17 protein-coding genes are annotated in these 21171 nt (G+C 62.9%); 9 read left to right on the forward strand and 8 right to left on the reverse strand.

The genetic code is table 11. The features are described 5' to 3' along the window. Positions 1-168: 168 nt before the first annotated feature. The 7 genes from KOL99_RS14000 to KOL99_RS14030 form a co-directional block, all read right to left on the reverse strand. The gene (locus KOL99_RS14000; protein ID WP_216511067.1) at positions 169-1071 is read right to left on the reverse strand and encodes a sensor domain-containing diguanylate cyclase; all 903 of its coding nucleotides are present in this window, start codon (positions 1069-1071) and stop codon (positions 169-171) included. Between the two features lie 150 nt (positions 1072-1221). Further along, positions 1222-2124, reverse strand: coding sequence for a Ppx/GppA phosphatase family protein (locus KOL99_RS14005; protein WP_216511068.1), 903 nt, complete (start codon positions 2122-2124; stop codon positions 1222-1224). Further along, on the reverse strand, positions 2121-3791 hold the full coding sequence (locus KOL99_RS14010; protein WP_216511069.1) for a Na/Pi cotransporter family protein: 1671 nt from the start codon (positions 3789-3791) through the stop codon (positions 2121-2123). The genes KOL99_RS14005 and KOL99_RS14010 overlap by 4 nt, the downstream gene beginning before the upstream one ends. Before the next feature lie 132 nt (positions 3792-3923). After that, the gene (locus tag KOL99_RS14015) at positions 3924-4199 is read right to left on the reverse strand and encodes an HU family DNA-binding protein (protein ID WP_183349941.1); all 276 of its coding nucleotides are present in this window, start codon (positions 4197-4199) and stop codon (positions 3924-3926) included. A 26-nt stretch (positions 4200-4225) separates the two neighbouring features. Further along, positions 4226-5272 carry a tetratricopeptide repeat protein gene (locus KOL99_RS14020; RefSeq protein ID WP_216511070.1) on the reverse strand — a complete coding sequence of 349 codons (1047 nt, stop codon included), beginning with the start codon at positions 5270-5272 and terminating at the stop codon, positions 4226-4228. 25 nt (positions 5273-5297) lie between these two features. Next, the gene (gene rlmD / locus KOL99_RS14025; protein WP_216511071.1) at positions 5298-6611 is read right to left on the reverse strand and encodes a 23S rRNA (uracil(1939)-C(5))-methyltransferase RlmD; all 1314 of its coding nucleotides are present in this window, start codon (positions 6609-6611) and stop codon (positions 5298-5300) included. Further along, a complete protein-coding gene (locus KOL99_RS14030; RefSeq protein WP_216511072.1) occupies positions 6604-6996 on the reverse strand; it encodes a hypothetical protein in 393 nt (130 codons plus the stop codon). Before KOL99_RS14030 ends, rlmD begins: the two co-directional genes overlap by 8 nt. 180 nt (positions 6997-7176) lie before the next feature. Here KOL99_RS14030 and infA point away from each other — a divergent pair, with 180 nt between their 5' ends. The 7 genes from infA (at position 7177) to KOL99_RS14065 (ending at position 14171) form a co-directional block, all read left to right on the forward strand. After that, positions 7177-7395: a translation initiation factor IF-1 gene (infA, locus tag KOL99_RS14035; RefSeq protein ID WP_012530490.1), complete on the forward strand. Its 219-nt coding sequence runs from the start codon at positions 7177-7179 to the stop codon at positions 7393-7395. Between the two features lie 160 nt (positions 7396-7555). After that, positions 7556-8119: an elongation factor P gene (gene efp / locus KOL99_RS14040; protein WP_199388847.1), complete on the forward strand. Its 564-nt coding sequence runs from the start codon at positions 7556-7558 to the stop codon at positions 8117-8119. 3 nt (positions 8120-8122) lie between these two features. Beyond that, positions 8123-9034 carry an EF-P lysine aminoacylase EpmA gene (gene epmA, locus KOL99_RS14045; protein ID WP_216511073.1) on the forward strand — a complete coding sequence of 304 codons (912 nt, stop codon included), beginning with the start codon at positions 8123-8125 and terminating at the stop codon, positions 9032-9034. Positions 9035-9206: 172 nt separating this feature from the next. Continuing rightward, positions 9207-10193: a biotin synthase BioB gene (bioB, locus tag KOL99_RS14050; RefSeq protein WP_216511074.1), complete on the forward strand. Its 987-nt coding sequence runs from the start codon at positions 9207-9209 to the stop codon at positions 10191-10193. A 126-nt stretch (positions 10194-10319) separates the two neighbouring features. Further along, positions 10320-11039 carry a dethiobiotin synthase gene (bioD, locus tag KOL99_RS14055; RefSeq protein WP_216511075.1) on the forward strand — a complete coding sequence of 240 codons (720 nt, stop codon included), beginning with the start codon at positions 10320-10322 and terminating at the stop codon, positions 11037-11039. Positions 11040-11167: 128 nt separating this feature from the next. Further along, a complete protein-coding gene (gene bioA / locus KOL99_RS14060; RefSeq protein WP_216511076.1) occupies positions 11168-12529 on the forward strand; it encodes an adenosylmethionine--8-amino-7-oxononanoate transaminase in 1362 nt (453 codons plus the stop codon). A 265-nt stretch (positions 12530-12794) separates the two neighbouring features. Beyond that, on the forward strand, positions 12795-14171 hold the full coding sequence (locus KOL99_RS14065; protein WP_216511077.1) for a TatD family hydrolase: 1377 nt from the start codon (positions 12795-12797) through the stop codon (positions 14169-14171). Here KOL99_RS14065 and KOL99_RS14070 read toward each other — a convergent pair. Continuing rightward, positions 14168-16135, reverse strand: a complete 1968-nt coding sequence (locus tag KOL99_RS14070; protein WP_236026100.1) for a sensor histidine kinase — start codon at positions 16133-16135, stop codon at positions 14168-14170. The genes KOL99_RS14065 and KOL99_RS14070 overlap by 4 nt on opposite strands. Positions 16136-16709: 574 nt before the next feature. Here KOL99_RS14070 and KOL99_RS14075 point away from each other — a divergent pair. Next, positions 16710-18833 carry a sensor domain-containing diguanylate cyclase gene (locus KOL99_RS14075; protein WP_216511079.1) on the forward strand — a complete coding sequence of 708 codons (2124 nt, stop codon included), beginning with the start codon at positions 16710-16712 and terminating at the stop codon, positions 18831-18833. Between the two features lie 244 nt (positions 18834-19077). Further along, positions 19078-21165: a PilZ domain-containing protein gene (locus KOL99_RS14080; protein ID WP_216511080.1), complete on the forward strand. Its 2088-nt coding sequence runs from the start codon at positions 19078-19080 to the stop codon at positions 21163-21165. The last annotated feature ends 6 nt before the right edge of the window (positions 21166-21171 follow it).

Consider the following 21171-nt stretch of genomic DNA (forward strand, 5'->3'; position numbering starts at 1 on the left):
ACAGCGGCTCTGCAGGAAACCAAACGACATGAGTCTACCATCAAATTTTTCAATGGCTCAGCGCGGGCGGGATAAAGGCAAGAAAAAGGTCAAGAGTGGCGCAAACGGGAACAGACAGGAGTTGTCACAGGATTTTCGTGGATGGGGTGCGGTGACGGATGGGTAGAGTCAGCCGATGGTGAGCCGGTTCTTGCCGGCGGCCTTGCTCTGGTACATCAGGGCGTCGGCCCGTGCCAGCAACGTCTGCACGGTGTCCTTTTCGACGGCCATGGTGGCGCCGATGGAGATGGTGACCCTGAGGGCCTCACCTTCCACCAGCACGAAGGATTTTTCCACCAGGCGACGCAAACGCTGCCCCAGGTGTTTCAGGTTGGCGGCGGTCACGTTGCGGATGATGCCGACGAACTCCTCCCCTCCCCAGCGTCCGTAGAGGTCGAATGGGCGGGAGTTTGCGCTCAGGGTCCCGGCGACGAACTGCAGCACGCGGTCTCCGGTCTCGTGACCGTAACGGTCGTTGACGGCCTTGAAATCGTCCAGGTCCATGAAGAGGATCCCGAACGGGATTTCGTAACGGTTCAGCTCCTCGAGGCGGGACTCGAGCTCGCGGTCGAGGTAGCGGCGGTTGGCGAGTTGGGTGAGCCCATCCAGCAGGGCGAGCTTTTCCAGCTCGAGCAGCCGAACGTCGTTGTCGATCTGGCCGCTGTTGTCAGAGAACATCTCCACGCCGCCTATCACCTTGCCGTTGTCGTCGGTCAGCGGGATGACGCGCACCAGCACGGGAATCCGGTGCCCGTTCTTGTGGTGCAGAAACACCTGGGCGTCGTGCGGGTCTCCAGAATCGATAGTGGACGCCAGGGGACATTCGCTGCAGCAGAGGTTGAGGCCGACGTCGTCGACGTGGCACAGGATGTTGTCGGCGCAGGGCCTCCCGATCACCTCATCCGCACGGTACCCGGAGATCCTTTCAGCAGCATGGTTCCAGAACACGATCCTGCGGTCCAGGTCGACGATGTAGAGCCCGTCACGCAGGTCTTCTATGATCTTTTTATAGGAATCTTTGCTGAGATACATCGACAACAGGCTCCTTCGGCAGGAAAGGGAGGCCGACCGCTTCCCGAAGGATGGACGGAGGCAACCGGTCATTAAAAAGTTCTGGCTGAACGCTTAATGAGTATAGCGTCCAACACTGCTTTGTCAAAACAATAAAGGCTCGGGGAGCGCCTACACGCCGAGGATGAGCCCTTCCAGCAGTCCGGCGTCGCTCACCTTGAAGGTCTCGAAGCCGAATTCGCGCATCGTCGTGAGCACCACGAGGATCCCGGCGATGATGAGATCCTCGCGCCCCGGTTCCAGCCCCGGCACATCCAGGCGCTGGCACGGAGTGAGCGGCAGCAGCCTTTGGAACATCGCCTCGACCTTGGCCAGCGGCAGGGTGTGGTTGTTCACCTTTTTGTAGTCGTAGTCGGTCATGCCGAGGTCGATGGCCGCCAGGGTCGTGGCCGTCCCGGCCGTCCCCACCAGGGTCGCCCCGCTGAAACGCTCGGCCAGTCCCTCCCCGGCCAGCTCGCTCCTGAAGGCGCGCAGCTCGCGCCGGATCTTGTCCTCCATCTCGGCGACCCCAACCTTCCCCTCGGTAAGGCGCACCACCCCTATCGGCAGACTGCGGGAGAAGAGCGGTTTTCGCTCCGCTGCCAGCGTGTACTCGGTGCTCCCTCCCCCTACGTCGAACACGGCCAGGTCCTCGTTGCTGTTGTCAAGGATGGAGGCCACCCCCCTCAGGGTCAGCATGGCTTCTTCGTTGCCGTCGATGATCTCAAGGGCGATGCCGGTCTCCTCGAGTACGCGCCGGCAGAACTCGGCGCCGTTTTTCGCGTCGCGAACCGCCGAGGTCGCCACCGCCCTCAGCCGCGCCACGCCGTGACTCGCCATGTCGGCGGCGAACTCCCTCAGCGCGGCCAGGGAGCGCTCCTGCGCCTCCTGAGACAGGCCGGCCTCGCGGGTGAAGCCGCCGCCGAGCCTGGTGATGATGCGCTTCAAGAGCAGTTGCTGATAAGGAGCTTGGGTGGCGATGAGAAGTCGTGCGGTGTTGGTGCCGAGATCGATGGCGGCTACCTTGTCGGTCATGGGTTGAGTCCTTTGCGCTGGGCGATGATGGAGAAGCAAAGCTGGGATATCTTGGAAAAACTGATGATGATGTCACCGTAGAGCAGCCCCGCGACGATGTTGCACTTGCCGCTTTTAAGACGGCGCAGATGGCTCGTCTGCAGTTCGCTCTCCATCGAGGCGATTTCGAGCTTGAGATCGGTCACCTCGGGGACCGGCTCACCCTTCAAGGCGGTCTCGCACAGAGCGACCACCTCCCCCACCTTGGCGGCGACACGCTTCAACTCCTCCATGGCACTGGCGGAAAACCTGAGCCGCTCCTCCTTCTTGCGCATGAGATAGTTGAGGATGGCCTCTGCCTGGTCCCCCACCTGCTCGATCTCGTTCACCAGTTCCAGCATGGTCGGAATCTCGACGGCCCGCTCGAGCGAGAGCGTCTCCCGGGAGAGCGCCACCAGGAACTGGGACATGTCGCGGTGCAGCACGTCCAAAACGACCTCCTTGTCGCGCACGGCCGCGGCGACCTTGGGGTTGAAGCCGTCGAACTGCGACACCAGTTCCGTGTACATCGCCGCCGCGATGCCGCCCATCCGGGAGAGTTCGTTCCACGCCTGCACCAGCGCGATGGTGGGGGTCTTGATGACGCGCAGATCGATAAAACGCGGACGCGGTTCGCTCTCGGAGCGCCTGGTGGGGAGCAGCGTCTCGGCGGAACGGGCGAAAAAGCCAATGGTCGGGAGGAAGATGAACAGCGACGCCACCGTGAAGACGGTATGTGCGTTGGCCAGGTGCCGGGCGATATGGGGGCGCAGGGCCTGCACCACCGCTTCCGGCGGCGCTCCGCGGTGCAGCAGGGACACGTCCCCGGGTGAGACCAGCGCCACGACCTTCAGGAACAAGGGGAAGAAGACCAGGGCCAGGGATATGGCCACCAGGCTGATGCCGAGATAGATCACCACGGCGCGCTTCGCGGTCTGGCTGCCGCCGATGGAGGCGATCAGCGGTATCAGGGCCGCCCCGGCCACCTCGCCGATCACCATGGCGATCGCGGCGTCATAGGACAAGACCCCCGCCGAGGCGAGCGCGATAACGATACCCAGGGTGGCGCTGCCGGACTGAACCAGGAACGTGAGCAGCGCGCCGAGGAGGACCGCGACCAGGCGCAGCGAGGGAATCCCCTGGTGCAGCCCGGCGATGATGGCGCTTTCGCTTAAGGGAAGGCAGGCCCCTTCCAGGATGGAGAGGCCGAAAAAGACCAGGCCGATACCCAGCAGCATGCCGCCGGCCTCGGAGAGCTTGCGGCTGCGGGAGAAGAAGTTGAGGAACACGCCGATGGTGATGGCGGGGAGCGCCACGGCGGAAACGCGGAACGCGATGAACTGTATGGCGAGGGTGGTGCCGATGCCGGTACCGAGCAGCACGCCCAGCGCCTGGTACAGGGAGAGGAGCCCCGCGTTGACGAAGCCGACGACGAGGACCGAGGCCGCGGAGCCGGACTGCAGGATCGAGGCGAGACAGCTGCCGATCAGGGGGGCGGTAAGACGGTTGCCGGTGGACTTCTCCAGCACGCGGCGCAGGCGCTCACCGGTGACCTTCTGCAGCCCCTCCGACATGGTGCGCATGCCGAGTATGAAGAGCGCCAGGCCGCCGAGAGCCTCGACGATGTATGACCAAGAGGTGGGAAACATGGTAAGGCCAGTCCAGCAAGGTTAAGGCTGATGATGCTTCGAGAATAATGGGCGCCCGTCGGCCATGGCGGCCGGCGGGCGCAGTAGTGGTGTCGAGATCCGTTACTCCCGTGACGGTAAGGGCGGAAAGGGTTAGCCGGAGACCTTCTCCTTCAGCTCCTTACCGACCTTGAAGAAGGGCAGCTTCTTCGCCTTGACGGAGATGGACTCGCCCGTCTTGGGGTTTCTGCCGGTATAGGCGTCGTATTCCTTGACCACGAAGCTGCCGAACCCCCTGATCTCGATCCGGTCACCGGAAAGCAGGGCCTCGGTCATCGAGGCGAACACGGCGTTGACGACTTCCTCGGCCTTCTTGAAGGAGAGGGTCTTTTTAGCTGCGAGAGATTCAATGAGTTCTGATTTGTTCATTGTCCACCTCCGAAAAACAGCTTCTTTTAACAACATCCCTTTAGATATTTCTTGGACAGATACTTCACGTCGTCGCTGCGCCCCTGGCGGTTCAGGATCGGGATGAGCCGCTCGGCGGCCGCCTTGGCAACGCCGGGGTGTTCCAACGACTTGGTCCACAACTCAACAGCCCGATCGATATCGCCTATCGTCTCGTGCAGCTCGCCCAGCATGAATTGGGCCTGGTCAGGGAGAATGTCCAGTTCCAGCATTTTCTGCACGGTGGCTATCGCCTGCGGGTAGCGCCCGCCGCCGGCAAACAAATGAACGAGTGCTATGTAGACGGCTGCGTTTTGCGGATTCAGCGCCAGTGCTCGATTCAGGAGCGCCTCGCTCTCATGAATTTGCCCCGCACGGAACATTATAAGTGCCACTTCGTATAATACAATGTCATTTTCACCAGATAACAACATTTCTTGCAAAATCGGGAAGGCGTCGCGGTCGTTGCCGTCATGAATCATGAGGTACGCCTTGGCGAACTGGGGGCCGAGGGTGGCGTAGCGGGCGGGAAGATCGCCGGGGAGCGGCTGCACCATGAGGAAGAACTGGTCCTCCTCGGAGAGGCTCATCTCCATCGGCGCGGGCTCCTCGTGGTGGTGGTCGCCGTGCCCCTTGCAGGTGGTGCAGGAACCGCCGCTGTGCGGCTTGTAGTTCCCCCCTCCCGCCGGTGCGGCTGCCGGCTTGACCGCGGCCTCGGGAGCTTCGAGTTTGGCGGCTTCGGCACGGGCGCGCGCCTTGAGGGAAGGGTCGGCGGCGAGGTCGGCGGCGAGGCAGAAATGGTCGTGGGCTTTCTGGGCCTCGCCGGCGCGCAGGGCGTGCTCACCTTCCTGCAGGTTCAACTCGCCCAGTTGGTCGCAGGCCTGGTCGAGCCCCTGGCGGATGGCGGCTGCTTCGTGCGAGGCTTCCGCCGGGCAGAGCTTCAGCGCCTCCTGGAAATCGACGCGAGCGTCCGAGTAACGCTCAGCGGCGAGGTGCTTGGCACCCTGGTTCTGGTAGTGACGAAAATCCTTCTTGCCGAACAGTCCGAAAAACATGCAGCCTCCGATAGGTGGATTGAATTCATATACGCACGAGCTCGGTGACGCTCTCGAGGTGGTAGGTCTGGGGGAACATGTCCACCGGTTTCGAGCGGGTCACCTGGTAGCCGTTACCGCAAAGTGAAGCGAGATCGCGGGCCAAGGTAGCCGGATCACAGGAAACATAGATGATCTTTTGCGGGGCCAGGCCGGCCAGTTCGGCGGCGGCCTCGGCGCCTCCGCGCGGAGGGTCGAGCACCACGAGGTCGAACCGCTCCTTCCGCTTGACCAGCCGCCTGACGGCCTGGGCCGCGTCGCTCACCTGGAAGTTGGCGTTTTCGATGCCGTTCGCCTCGGCGTTGGCGACCGCGTCGGCGATGGATGGCGCGTACCCCTCAATGCCGAGCACCTGCGCCGCGTTGAGCGCCAGCGGCAGGGAAAGGTTGCCGTTGCCGCAGTAGAGGTCAAGCACCCGCTCCTTCCCGGTGAGCCCGGCCCACGCGCAGGCGGTGCGGATCAGTTCCAGGTTCTGGCGATAGTTCACCTGGGAAAAGCCCCCCTTGCCGAACCGAAGCTCCAGCTCCCTCGAATCCGGCGCGATATCGGCGGGCACATGGTAGCTCAACGCCTCGATGCCGAATGCCTTCTCCAGTTCCCCTTTGCGCCCGACAGAAACGAAGGCGCCGGCGACCGAGGGAAGCTCGGCGCGGGCCCGGGCCAGGCGCTCGACCAACGCGTCCCCGCCTCCCCTGCTGTGCACGATGGCAATCCCCTCCCCGCTGTCGCCGACGGAGAGGTCGACCTGGTGGATCCATTCAAGCTGCGGCAACGTCGGCAGTAACGCCCGGAATTCCGCGGCCATACGGTTCAACGGCGGTTGCGCGAGCGGACAACCGGCGCCGAAATCAACGACGTCATGGGAGCCGGTGCGGAAAAAGCCCAGTTGCACCCGGCCCGCCCGCACCGTGACCTTCACCTGCACCCGGGAGCGGTAACCGTAGTCGTCAGGCGACGCAGCGACCGGCATCACCTTGTCCCGGGGCACCTTGCCGATGCGCGCCAGGGTGTCGGTGAAAATGGTCCCCTTCTGCGTCAGCTGTTCGGGATACGGCAGGAACTGCCACTGACAGCCGCCGCATTCGGTGAAGACCGGGCAGTCAGGCGCGATGCGCAACGGTGAAGGCTCGAGGAGTTCGACCAGCTCCCCTTCCAGAAAGGAGCTCTTCTCCTTCACCACGCGGATCCTGGCCAGGTCACCCGGGGCGGTGAAGGGGACGAAGCAGGCCTTCCCCTCCGCCCTGCCGAAACCGGCGCCGCCGTAACAGAGGCTCTCTATAGCGACGACAAGCTCAGCCATTCATACCACGCGGGACGAAGGCGCTCCTGCGCCCACGGGCGCGGGTCAGTTCGGAAAGGACCAGTTTCCTGGGGAATGCCGGGGTGTTGAAATAGCCAAGGGAATGCGCGGCGAAATCGTCGATGACCCGTGCCACGGTCTGGTCCACGCAGAGCGTGGCCACCCCCTGGTGCTCGATGTCCTTCTTATAGGTCACACTGGCGCCGATCAGTTTCAGGGCCGCCTGGTGGGATTCCTCGTCGGGGAAAAGGTCCGGCGTAACCGGAACTTCACAGCATATCTGGATGCGGACCTGGTGGTAATCGCCGAAGTAACGGCGCGTGGCATCGAAGAAGCGAACGGTGAGCCCGTTGGACAGGGGGATCTCCCTGATCAGTTTTTGCATGTAAAGTCGGTGCTCCTTGGTAAAATCTGGTCATTTTTTTAGCATGTTATGGGAGTTCTGTAAATAGCGATGATATCGAAGAGAAAATGGCAGCCGCCGTGAAATGCAGCTTGCTTTTTGCAGGAAAAATTTGTAGACTCACAGATTGTTAAAAGATGCCACAAACTCCCAGGAGCAAAAATGAGCAAGGAAGAAGCAATAGAAGTAGAAGGGACGGTCATCGAGCCGCTTCCCAACGCGATGTTCAAGGTCAAGCTGGAAAACGACCACATGGTGCTGGCGCACATATCCGGCAAGATGAGGAAGTTTTTCATCAAGATCCTGCCTGGCGACAAGGTGACCGTGGAGCTCTCTCCCTACGATCTCAGCCGCGGCCGCATCACCTATCGCGCCAAATAGACCCCTTCCCCGTACGTCACCCGGCGTCTGTCCCTGCCACCCTCAGCATCGCTGCAAGGCACATACGGATAACATAGGACCCAATACCGGTTTAGCTGCGTGCTCCGCGCGCAGCACACTGAACCTTTATTCAATCCCACAGTAAGAAGAGGAAGAACCAATGTACACTGCAGCCGATCTGAGAAAAGGGCTTAAGATCACCATCGATAACGAGCCTTACATCATCACTCACTTTGACTTCGCCAAGCCGGGCAAAGGGCAGGCCCTTTACCGCACCAAGATGAAGAACATGATCACCGGCTCCACCCTGGACCGCACCTACCGCTCCGGTGAGACCTTCGAGCCCGCCAACCTGGAAGACCGCGTGATGCAGTACCTCTACAAGGAAGACGACCACTACTGCTTCATGGACAACACCACCTTCGAGCAGATCCACATCAGCGAAGACGCCATGGGCGACGCCAAGAACTACCTGATCGACAATCTCCAGGTGGACGTGCTCCTGTTCAGGGAGAAGGCGATCGGGGTGGACGTGCCCAACTTCGTCAACCTGCGCGTCGTGCAGACCGACCCCTGGGTCAAGGGCGACACCTCCGGCAGCGATTCCAAACCCGCCACCGTCGAGACCGGCTACGTGCTGCGCGTGCCGCCGTTCATCGAGGAAGGCGAGCTGATCACCATAGACACCCGCACCGGCGAGTACTCCACCAGGGTCAAGGGGTAACCGATGTCGGGAAGTTGGCCACTGGCCAGGCGCTCCCAAGCCCTGGCCCAGCGTGGCGCGATCTTCACCAGGATCAGGATGTTTTTCCAGGAAAAGGGGTATCTCGAAGTCGAGACCCCTTTTCGCATACCTGCTCCCGCCCCCGAGGCCCAGATCGACGCCATCCCCAGCGACGGCTGGTTCCTGCAGACCTCGCCCGAACTCTGCATGAAGCGGCTTTTGGCCGCCGGCTACCCGCGCATCTTCCAGATCTGCCGCTGCTGGCGCGCCGGCGAGCGCGGCTCGCGCCACCTGAGCGAGTTCACCATGCTCGAGTGGTACCGGGCCGAGGCCGACTACCGCGATCTCATGGACGAGACCGAGGAGATGGTCAGGGCGGCGGCCGGAATCGACAGCATCACCTACCGCGGCGAAAAAATCGACCTCTCGCTTCCCTGGGAGCGGGTCACCGTCCGAGACGCCTTCCTGCGCCATACCGACACCACGGCGGAAGCAGCCCTTGCCGCAGGGACCTTCGACGAAGTCATGGTCGAAGCGATCGAGCCGCGATTGGGGATCGGCCGCCCCACCTTCATTTACGATTACCCCGCCAGTTGTTCCGCCCTCGCCCGCCTCAATGCCGAGGACCCTTCCGTGGCCGAACGTTTCGAGCTCTACCTGGGCGGCCTGGAGATCGCCAACGCGTTCTCCGAGCTGATCGATCCGATTGAGCAGCGCGCCCGGTTCGTGGCGGAGGCGGCGCAGCGGGCCAGCGACGGCAAACAGGGCTACCCCATGCCCGAGAAGTTCCTCGCCGCCCTGGCCGACATGCCGGAAGCAGCCGGCATCGCCCTCGGGCTCGATCGACTGGTGATGGTACTGCTCGACGCCGGGAGCATCGACGACGTCGTCGCCTTCACCACCGAGGAGCTTTAAGGGGACTACCCGGTTTTCACCGGAAAGCACCTGCCGGCGCCCTCACCCCGCCCCTCTCCCGGACGGCGAGGGGGAATCACACACCCTCCCTCGCCCAATCGTCAACCACCTCCTCCGAATTGGTTGACAACTACCTCTCGCGCGTGCTAAATCACCCGCTGGAGGATCTCTCATGGAAAAATTCATCGCCGAAATAGCTGAAAGAATCATCGCAGGCGGCTCCATCACCCCGGAGGAGGCCGTCCGCCTCTCCGAAACACAGGGTTCGGAGCTCTTCGACCTGTTCCGCGCCGCAACCCGCGTCAAGGAGCACTTCGTGGGCAACGAGGTGCACCTTTGCTCCATCATCAACGCGAAGTCCGGCCGCTGCGCCGAAAACTGCGCCTTCTGCGCCCAGTCCGCGCACCACAGCACCGACGCGCCGGTTTACCCCCTGGTCCAGGAGGACCAGATGGTGGAGTGCGCCAAGACGGCCGAGACCAACGGCTCCGCCTGCTTCGGCATCATCACCAGCGGCACCACGGTGAAGGGGCAGGAACTGGAACAGATCCTCGCCGCCCTGCGCCGCATCCGCAAGGAAACATCCATTCTCCCCTCCTGCTCCCTCGGCATCATCGACGAGGAGACCGCCCTGAAGCTCAAGGAAGCCGGGATGGACACCTACCACCACAACCTGGAGACCGCTGAGAGCTTCTTCCCCAACATCTGCACCACGCACGAGTACCAGGAAGACGTCAATACCGTCCGCGCCGTCAAGAAAGCCGGCGTCAAGGTCTGCTCCGGCGGCATCTTCGGCATGGGCGAGAGCGCGGCGCAGCGCGTGGAGATGGCCTTCACGCTGAAGGAACTCGACGTCGACTCGGTGCCGATGAACTTTCTGAACCCCATCGAGGGGACCAGGCTCGAGGGGGCCCGCAACATCACCGCCCGGGAGTGCCTGCAGACGATCGCCATCTACCGCCTGATCCTGCCGCAGAAAAGAATCACCATCTGCGGCGGGCGGGAAAAGAACCTGCGCGACCTGCAGTCCTGGATCTTCTTCGCCGGCGCCAACGGCACCATGATCGGCAACTACCTGACCACCCTGGGGCGCAACGTCGACACCGATCTGACCATGTTCAGCGATCTCGGCCTCAACACGGTGATGTGCGCGCACTAAACCACGACCGCTTGCCCCCTCGCTCATAAGGACATCCCCTCTACCCCCGGGAGAGGGATGGGGCAACCGGCAGGGCGAATGATTATTCGCCCCTACAGGTGAACCTGACTGAAAGGAAAACAGCACATGCCTGCCAAAAGCATCTTCATCACCGGCACCGATACCGGTGTGGGAAAAACCATAGCGTCCGCCACCATCGCCATGCTGCTGCGCCGGATGGGCCATAGCGTCGGCGTCATGAAACCGGTCACCAGCGGCTGCATCGAGCGCGACGGCGCCCTCATCTCCGAGGACGCCGAGCTGCTCGCCTTCGCGGCCGGCGTCCCGGTCACCGAGGACTCCGCCCCCTACCTGCTCCGTGCGCCCTTGGCGCCTTCCGTCTCCGCCACACAGGACGGTGTGCGTATCAGTTTCGACGTCATCAAGGAGGCGTACCAACGGCTCGCGGCCCAGTACGACTTCGTCATCGTCGAAGGGGCCGGCGGCCTGATGGTTCCCCTGGCCGGGGGACTGCTGGTGGCAGACCTTGCCCTGCACCTGAACCTCCCCATCGCCGTGGTCGCCCGCCCCAACCTGGGCACCATCAACCACACCCTGCTCACCACCTTCACCGCGCGCACGCTCGGGCTCAAGGTGAAGGGTGTCATCGTGAACCGGTACCCGGACACTCCCGACCAGGCGGAGTCCTACGCGCCGCACATGATCGACTCCCTCTCCGGGGCGCAACTCCTCGGCCTTTTCCCCGATCTCCAGGGCGAGGGCGAGCGGGACGTGGTCACCAAGCTGGCCGACCGCCTGCTGCAGATGCCGGCTACCGGGATCATGCTCAGGGAGATGTTTGAATGACAGGAACCCGTTCTACGTTCTAGCGTTCTACGTTGACGGCTTTACATCTTTGACGGAGACTTCATCCTGCCGTGCCACCGCTTGATGCCACAAAAGGCGCGGCGGTGGCTCTTTTTTTGGAGGACAAAATGGTCGAACTGGATACCGAAACACTCAGACGCTACGACAGCGAATACCTCTGGCACCCCTTCACCCAGATGAGCGAATGGGAAAACGCGGAGAACATCATCATCACCAGGGGTGAAGGCTCCTACATCATCGACTCCGACGGTAACCGCTACCTGGACGGCGTCGCCGCCATCTGGACCAACGTGCACGGCCACTGCCGCAAGGAGATCAACGAGGCGGTCAAGGAACAAGTGGACCGCCTGGAGCACTCCACCCTCCTCGGGCTTTCCAACGACCGGGCCGCGCTCCTTGCCAAGCGCCTGATCGACATCGCTCCCCCGGGCCTCGCCAAGGTCTTCTACTCCGACAATGGCTCCACCGCCGTCGAAATCGGCGTGAAGATGGCCTTCCAGTACCAGCAGCAGACCGGCAACACCAAGAAGCAGAAGTTCATCCGCTTCGACAACGCCTACCACGGCGACACGGTCGGCTCGATGAGCGTGGGCGGCATCGCCATCTACCACGAGGTCTACGCCCCCCTGCTCTTCCCCACCATCAAGGCCCCCTCCCCCTACTGCTACCGCTGCGCCCTTTCCCCGGAAGGTGACTGCCACAGCTGCGGCCTCTTGTGCCTGCAGGAGCTCGAGCGGCTCATGAAGGAGCACGCGCACGAACTGGCGGGACTCGTGATCGAGCCTTCGGTGCAGGGAGCCGGCGGCATGATCGTGCAGCCTCCCGGCTTCGTGAAAGGGGTGCGAGAACTCTGCGACCGCTACGACGTCCTCATGATCGCCGACGAGGTCGCGGTCGGCTTCGGCCGTACCGGCGCCATGTTCGCCTGCGGCAAGGAAGGGGTGACGCCGGACATCATGGCGATATCCAAAGGGATCTCGGCGGGCTACCTGCCGCTTGCAGCAACCCTCACCACCCGCAAGGTCTACGACGCCTTCTGGGGCGCCTACAGCGAACTGAAGACCTTCTTCCACGGCCACACCTTCACCGGCAACCCGATCGCCTGCGCCGCGGCCCTCGCCAGCCTCGACCTGTTCGAATCGGAGCGCCTGCTGGAGCAGCTCCCCGGGAAGATCGACTACCTCCAGGACCGCCTGCAGCGTCTCATGGAGCTGACCCACGTGGGCGACGTGCGCCAGGAAGGGATGATCGCCGGCATCGAGCTGGTCCGCGACCGGCACAGCCGCGACCCGTACCCGTGGGAGGAGCGCGTCGGCGTGCGCGTCTGCCTGGAAGCGAGAAAGCGCGGGATCTTCATCCGTCCCCTGGGGAACGTGATCGTCGTGTTCCCTCCCCTCTCCATCTCCCTCGACGAGCTTGCCATCCTCATGGACGGCATCGAGTCCTCCATCCGCGACGTCACCGAATAAAACTTCGATCCGCAGCACCGATAAAAAGCGCTGGCATCCGGTAAATTCATCCAGTACTATAATCGACTTCGCCTCTGGTCCCCTCTCCCGCCGGGAGAGGGGCAGGGGTGAGGGCGTCGCCATCTGCGCCAACGTTGCCGACAGCATCCCTCGCCCGCCCTGCGGGCACCCTCTCCCGGAGGGCGAGGGGATGGTCGGCGCCACTCACCAATCGGCAACATCACCAACCGGAGCAGGTTTCCGCTTGCGTTTCAAGGAGTACTTCATGGAACTGATCGACAGCCATTCCCACATATACGGCGCTGAATTCGCTGAGGATTTCGAGGAGATGATGGACCGGGCCCGGGAGGCGGGGGTCGGCACCATCATGGCCGTCGGCGCCGACATGGAGTCGAGCCGCGAGGCGGTGGCGCTGGCTGCAAGGCGCCCGAACATCTACTGCTCGGTGGGGATCCACCCTCACGACGCGGCCGGGGTGACCGAGGCGGACTACCAGGCCGCGCGCGAACTGGCCCTGGGGAACCCCAAGGTGGTCGCCATCGGCGAGGTGGGGCTCGACTTCTTCCGCGACCGTTCGCCCCGCCCGGCCCAGGAGGAGGTGTTCCGGCGCTTCATCCGGATGGCCCGCGAGCTCTCGCTGCCGCTCATCATCCACGACCGTGACGCCCATGACCGCATCGTCGCCATCCTCAAGGAGGAAAAGGCCCACGAGGTGGGAGGGGTGCTGCACTGCTTCTCGGGAGATCTCGCCATGGCGCAGGAGTGCATCGAGATGAACTTCATGATTTCCATTCCCGGCACCGTCACCTACCCCTCCAACGAGGCGCTCAGGGAGGTGGTCCGGGGGGTGAAGATCGAGAAGCTCATGGTGGAGACCGACGCCCCCTACCTCACCCCGGTGCCGCACCGGGGCAAGAGGAACGAGCCGGCCTATGTCAGATTCGCGGCGGAGCGGATCGCGGAGCTGAAGGGGCTCTCGCCGGAGGACGTCGGCCGCATCACCTCGTTCAATACCCGCAGGCTGTTCGGGATCGAGGAGGCTGCGCAGGAAGACACCATCGCCTACAAGATCCGCAACTCGCTCTACCTCAACATCACCAACCGCTGCTCGAACCGCTGCACCTTCTGCCCGAAGTTCGAGGAGTTGTCGGTCAAGGGACACGAGCTGAAGCTCTCGCACGAGCCGAATTTCGCCGAGGTGATCGCCGCCGTGGATGCCGCATCGGAGTACGACGAGGTGGTATTCTGCGGGTTCGGTGAGCCGTTGATCAGGCTGGACCTGGTCAAGGAGGTGGCCGCCGAGCTGAAGCGGCGCGGATTACGGGTGAGGATCAACACGGACGGCCAGGCGAACCTGGTGCACGGCCGCAACATCCTGCCGGAACTGAGCGGGCTGGTGGACGCCCTGTCGGTGAGCCTGAACGCGGCCAACGCCGCCGACTACGACAGGCTCTGCAACACCCCGTTCGGCGCGGCGGGTTTCGCCGGCGTGTGCGATTTTCTGAGGGAGGCTCCCAAGCACGTGCCCCAGGTGACCGCGAGCGTGGTGACGGTACCCGGCCTCGACGTGGACCATGTCCGCGAACTCGCCCTGTCGCTCGGGGTCGAGTTCCGGGAGCGGGAGTATTCCGAGGTCGGCTAGGGGGCGTCGGCCGGCGGGAGCGTGAAGTAGAAGGTCGCGCCCCTGCCCGGCTTCCCCTCGCCCCACACCTTGCCCCCCATCCGCTCCAGCATGCGCCGCACCATGGAGAGCCCGAGGCCGTGGCCGGCGAAGCGGCCGCCGTCGTGCAGTTTCCGGAACGGAACGAAGAGTTTCCCCGCCTGGGCCATGTCGAACCCCTCCCCGTTGTCTTTCACGTAGCAGACCCCGTCGTTGCGGCCGAAAGCGATCCTGGTGCAGCTCTTCAGGGCGCTGTACTTCCAGGCGTTCCCCAGCAGGTTTTCCATCACGCTCTCCAGCAGCCTCTCGTCGCCGGTGACCAGCACGCCGTCCTCAATGTCAAGCTCCACCTCCCGTTTCGGATCGGTGACCCTCAATTCGCCCAGGATGCGCCGGGCCAGCAGGCTCAGGTCGACGGGCTGCAGGACCGGGAGCACCGAGTTCACCTCGGAGAAATCAAGCATCCGGTCCAGGGTCTGCTCCATCCGCTCGCCGCCGCTGATGATGCTGGCCAGGTACTCCTTGCCGGCGTCGTCGAGCCGGTCCCCGTAGCCTTCCCGCAACAGTTCGCCATAGCCGTAGATCACCCGTAACGGGGTGCGCAGGTCGTGAGAGACCGAGTCGTAGAGGAACTCGAGCTCGGCGTAGGCCTGGGTCAACTCCGAGGTCCGTTCCGCCACGCGCCGCTCAAGGTGTTCCGAGGCTTTCCGGAGCTGTTCCGACAACCTCCTCTCGTTGGCGAAGCGCATCGCATTGCGGACGCTGACCCCGATCACCGGCGCGATCCCCTGTATCAGGTTGAGATCGCTTTGCAGCAATCCCCCTTCCCGGCTGGCGTCGTCGACGGCAAGCACCCCCACCGCTTCCCCTTCGCAGACGATGGGCGCGCAGATGAAGGACCGGACCCCGAGCGCACGGATCAGCGCGTAGTTCTCCGGCACCGCCTGCCCCCGGATCTGCTCGATGTCGTCGATCAGCACCGGCCGCTGGGTATTGAAACAGGTGACCAGCACGCCGCTGGGCGCCGCTCCGAATAGCGGGAACTCGATGGCGCGGACCCGCTCCTCGTCTTCCGGGGCCAGCCCGAAACAGCCCCGCAGCACCAGGACGTTACGCTGGGGGTCGAGCAGGACCACGATGCCCCTGCCGTACCCCAACCGCTTATGCAGCACCTGGTTGACGCTGGAGACGATTTCGCCGAGCTCGGTCCTGGTCGAGACTACCTGGCCGATTTCGTTGACGGCGAGGGCGCGGTCGAAATTCTCCTGGACCTGGGAGAGGAGCCGGTCGCTGGAGTTGCGCATACTGGTGAGCGAGGAAAGCAGGGCCTTGCGCTCGAAGTGGTGGCTCAGCAGGGTGAAGACGAGGTACGACAGGAGCGCCAGAAAGAGGGCCGGCGCCAAGATCGTCGGGCTCCAGTACAGCGCGCCCAAAAGGCCGGCGAGCAAAAGCAGCGAGCAGGTGCGCTGCGCGAGCAGTAACCGCGAGGTCAGCGACGGCCGCCACCGGATCAGGTAGCGACACACCTCTCCCCCCTTGAAGACGCACTCGGGGTGCTCGATCTCGGGAAAGTCGTGGTCGAAAAGCAGGAAGGCCGCCTCGAAGAAGCCGGTCCGGTTCTCGCACTGGCGCGGGTTTTCCCGTACGCCCTCCCGGAAGGCGACGGTGAGCTCGATTTCCCGGGGCCCGATCTTGCGGGCACTGCAGCGTGAGGAACGGGTGAACCGGGGGGCTATCTTGTTGATGAAGTAGAAGATGTACTCGGGGCCGACCATGCCGAGAAAGAAGGACCTCAGGGGCCCCAGCACCTCCGGCGACGCGGCGTAGCGGCCAGCCTCGCGGGCTATCCCCTGGTCACCGGTCACCTGTACCAGTTGGTCGTGAAAGCGGTCCACCTGGCGCTGGCTGAACCACTGCCCCGGGTCGGACACCTCATGCTGTTTCATGCCGGCATGGGCAAGCAGCGCCAACGTATCGACGTGGGGGTACTTTTTCCGAAGCAGCTTCAGGTAGGAATCAAAAATGCGGCTGTTATAGAGGGGAGTGTCTGGGGACGTGGGCATCCGTAACCTTTCGGGCATCGATGGCGCAGGATTTTACCGGTATCGCGGGCGAGAATCAATCAGTTTGTGCGCGCGTTTTGGGTACGACTACCCCCATCCGCGGACCCCGCCACTCCTTCTCGCAAAAAACACATTAGAATGTGATTCAAATTACTGACTTTATTGCCTTGAACTCCGATATTAACATCGCGCAATCCCCGTTATCCGGATCCGGAGCCGTACCGGAACCTGGTGCGGGGCCCGCGGGAGCACCCCCGGCTAGAAAGCGGTAATGATCCATTTGTAATCGCCCCGGGAACGGGTCGCCTCGCCTCCGTGAGCGGCTGAATTGCGCGCGGCGCTGGCGCGGAACGTGCAGAAGATTCTTGTTTTTTACAAGCATGCCGGGCATCACTCGTCCGGGCATGCATGCGTAACTGGTGATGGAGCCTTTGCCGTGAAACAGGAACTCGCGAACATGCCATTTGGGGATCTGCTGGCCGACTTGAAGGCCCTCCCTGCACTGGCGCGCTACAGCCTAACGCTCTATCGCCGGCGTAACGGCACGGTAGCGTCCGCGCAGCGTTTCGAGTCCTGTGCCACCGTGGTGGAGGATCCCCTGTGCCGGGAGGTGTCGCGTCAGTTCTTCGAGGAGAACATGGAGGTCTTCTTCGACGAGGCGACTCCTTCGGTCTGCCGCTACGGCGGAGGGTTCTTCGGCTTTCTCATCCCCTTCACCCTCTCCGGCGAGGATCTCTGCCTGGTCGGCGACGGCGTGCGCGAGGAATCCATCGACCTTTGGCAGCTGGCGTCACTGGCCCGCAACGGCGGCGATGCCTTTTCGCTGCTCCCTTACGTGGAATCGCTTGCCACGGCGAGCTACGAGGAGGTCGAGGAGGTCGCCGAGCAGGTCAGGCGCAGGATCGAGCTGTACCTGCTCCCGGCGCGCACCGAGCCCCCGGTCCCCCCCCCGGCGCATCCCCAGGACGCGCTGGGCGACGCCGCGCTGAGCGTGGTCTCACAGGCCATGGAAAGGCTGGACAAGGTGAGCACCGTCACCGCCTGCGTCGCCATCTGCTGCGAGACCATCGTCACCGCGTTCCAGCCCGCACGCATGGCGCTCGCCCTTCCCGACGCCGAGGGGAAATCGTTCCCGGTGACCGGCGTATGGGGGCTTCCCGAGGAGCTGGGAACGCTCACCCCCGAGACGCTGCAACTGTTCGTGGCGCCGGACAAGGCGAAAAGGACCGTGCTCTGGGACGGCAAGATGCGCGCGGCCCTGCCCGATCTTCGCGCCACCGTCTGCACCCCCTTCCCCCTCAAGGCGCAAGGCGAGCGCCTGGGCTTTCTTGCCATATTCGACACCGACGTCGCCCCCAACCAGGCGCTGCTCATCTCCATGCTGGTGGGCGCCATGGCGGGCAAGCTGGCCACCATCGACAAGGACGCGACGCGCAGTAAGGAAAACGCCCTCTCCGAGCGCCTCATGTCGCTCACCGACACCCTGCTGCAGATCGACAGCAAGGACCTCCTCTACGAATCGATACTGAAGATCGCCTCGGAGCTGATCGACGCGACCCAGGGATCGATCATGCTGATCGACAAGGACGGCGTCGGCATGCAGATCGTGTTCACCCTCGGGATGACGCTCAACATCGCGCGCTGCCTGCAGCTCAAGGTCGGCAAGGGGATCGCGGGCATGGTCGCCAAGACCGGGCAGCCGCTGCTGGTCAACGACGTCGAGAAGGACAGCAGGGTCGCCATGGCCAACCGGATGCGTTTCAAGTCGAAGTCGCTGATCTGTATCCCGCTCAAGCTGAAAGAAAAGGTGATCGGGGTGCTGAACCTCTCGGACAAGAAGAACCTGCGCCCGTTCACCCACTCCGACCTGCAGCTGCTGACCTCTTTCGCGAACCTCGCCTCCCTCATGATCGAGCGCACCGAGGTGCTCGAGGAGTCGGAGCGTTTCGAGCAGCTCTCCGTCACCGATCCCCTCACCGGCCTCTACAACCGCCGCTTCCTGAAGAGCAGGCTGGAGGAGGAGCTGAACCGGAGCATGCGCCAGGGGCTGAACCTCACCGTCATCTTCATCGACCTCGATTTCTTCAAGAACTACAACGACCTCTGCGGCCACCTGGCCGGCGACGAGGCGCTCAAGCTGACCGCGGACATCATCAAGGAGTCGCTGCGCGAGATGGACATCGTCGCGCGCTACGGCGGCGAGGAGTTCTGCGCCGTATTGCCGGGCACCTCCAAGGCCGAGGCGATGATCGTGGCGGAGCGGATTCGCTGCGAGATCGAGAACAAGCGCTTCCCCGGCGCGAGCGACATCCCGCTCAGAAGGCTCACCGCGAGCCTCGGCATCGCCTCCTTCCCCGAGGACGGCAGAACATTCAACGATCTGGTGCACGCCTCGGACGTCGCGCTCTACGAGGCCAAGGCGCGCGGCCGCAACCGCATCGTCGCTGCGCGCACCTCCGCCGACCGTGGCGAGGCGGTGCACGAGCTGTCCGACCAGCGTCCCGCGCAGACGCAAAGCAACCTCGCCAAGACCCTGGATTTCAACACCTATCTCGAGGCTTCGCTGCAGTCCAAGGGGTAAGGCCGGCACGGCTTTCCCCTTTTCTCCCTCACGACCTCTCCCGTCCGCACATTCCATTGATTAACCGCGTGATTTTTTTATCACGACACATCGTTTTATAGTGAAAAACCTGACGAATCATGCTAATAATCCCTACGCATAATGGATGGAAGCCCTGCATCCCTTTGAGAAGCGTTGGCAGATAGCTAGTTCGCCGTACCGCCATAGTTTCTCCTGTCGTCACCATGCGGCCATGAGGTAGTGGATGAAAGACGCCAGCAAGATTTTACAATTTGCCCGGCCCGACACTGTAATAGAATTTTCTCCCGGCACCGAAAAGGAGGTCGGGCTCAATAAGCTGATCAACAAACTTAACTTCATCAACTTCCAAGAAGAATCCATCCTTGTCAATTTCAGGCACACGAAATACCCTCGCACGGTAACACTCGAAGCAGCCCCCCTCCCCTGTCTCAACAACAAGCTTGAATGCCGCTGGGTTTCCGTCGACTCCATCAACACGGCGACCAACGGCTGCTCCTTCGACAACATCTTCGTGGTCAGCGGCCACCGCATGATCACCGCCACCCCGGAACTGATCAGCATCAGCGACGAGGGGGCCGTCTTCCTGCTCCCGGAGAAGTGCATCGAGGTGAACTACCGTAAATCCCGGCGCCATCCCTGCCAGGGGGTGTCGGCGGAACTGTTCCAGAACGGCGCCCGGTTCCAGGGAACGCTCATCGATTTCAGCGCCGTCTCCTTCAGGGTCGAGATCCAGGGGGACGGCAGCCGCACCTTCAACTGGATCAACTCCGACGCGCCGGTGCAGGTAGTCTTCAGCGGCGACGGCACCACCCTGTATTCCGCCGAATGCCGCATCACCTCGCAGACCCTCGGTCACCGGGACCGGATCTACCTGCTCGAGCCCCTGCAGGCCAGCATGCAGCGCTTCAAGGCGAAGGAGATCCGCAGCTGCCGGCACGAGCTGCTCCCCCTGCCCAACGCGGTGTTCAGGCACCCCTTCAGCCAGAAAAGCGTCGACCTCAAGGTGCTCGACATCTCCGGGTCCGGTTTCTCCGTCTGCGAGGACGCCGAATCGAGCGTGCTCATGCCGGGCATGATCCTGCCCGAGCTCGAGCTGCGCATCGGCAACAGCTTCTCCACCAAGTGCTCCGCCCAGGTCGTCTACCGCGACGACGCCTCCAAGCAGGAGAAGGCGCCCGTGGTGAAGTGCGGCCTGTGCTTTCTGGACATGGACATCCGGGACCACGTCAGCCTGCTGTCGCTTTTGTACCTCGCCAAGAACCGGCATTCCTACGTGAGCACCCAGGTGGACCTGGACGACCTGTGGCAGTTCTTCTTCGACACCGGCTTCATCTACCCCGAGAAGTACCACTTCGTGCAGCTCAACAAGGCCCACCTCAAGGAGACCTACCGAAGGCTCTACACGGAGAATCCCGGCATCGCCCGCCACTTCATCTACCAGGAGCACGGCAATATCCTGGGACACCTGGCCATGCTGCGCTTTTACCAGGGGACCTGGCTGGTGCACCACCACGCCGCCAACAAGTCGGAATCCAACTTCGCCGGCATGACCGTGCTCGACCACCTCTGCAACTCGATCAACGACACCTACAACCTCAGGTCGTCCCACATGGATTACCTGATCTGCTACTACAAGCCCGAGAACAAGTTCCCCAACCGGATCTTCGGCGGCTTCCTGAAGACGGTCGAGGAGAAAAAGAACTGCTCCACCGACACCTTCGTCTACTTCCACTACCAGCGCACCTACTCGAACGACTGGAACTTCGCCGGCCCCTGGGGGCTCACCCGCACCACCAGGGAGGACCTCCTCGAACTCGAGGCCTTCTACGAGCAGCACTCCGGCGGCCTGATGCTGAACGCGCTGGACCTGGAACCGGGGATGACCGAGTGCGACGAACTGGCGCAGGACTACCGCCAGGCGGGTTTCTCGCTGCAGCGCCACCTCTACACCCTTAAGCGCAACGGTGCGGTCAAGGCGGTGATCATGATCAACGTCTCCGACGTCGGCCTGAACCTTTCCGACCTCACCAACTGCATCAAGGTCTTCGTGCTGGACCAGGAGCAGTTCCCCAAGGACATCCTGCTCATCGCGCTCTCAATCATCACGCACAAGTACCAGCAAAACGACATACCGGTGATGGTTTACCCGGAAAGCTACGCCGAGGCCACCAACCTCTCCTTCGAGAGGAAGTACATACTCTGGGCCTTCAACGCACAGACGCAAACCTCCAACTTCATCAAGTACTTAGGCGACCTCCATACCCGGGGCAAAGACAAACGGGCGCAAAGAGCAGCGACCCAGGGTACCTAGGGAACA

The organism is Geomonas azotofigens (assembly GCF_018919395.1).
Lineage (GTDB): Bacteria > Desulfobacterota > Desulfuromonadia > Geobacterales > Geobacteraceae > Geomonas > Geomonas azotofigens.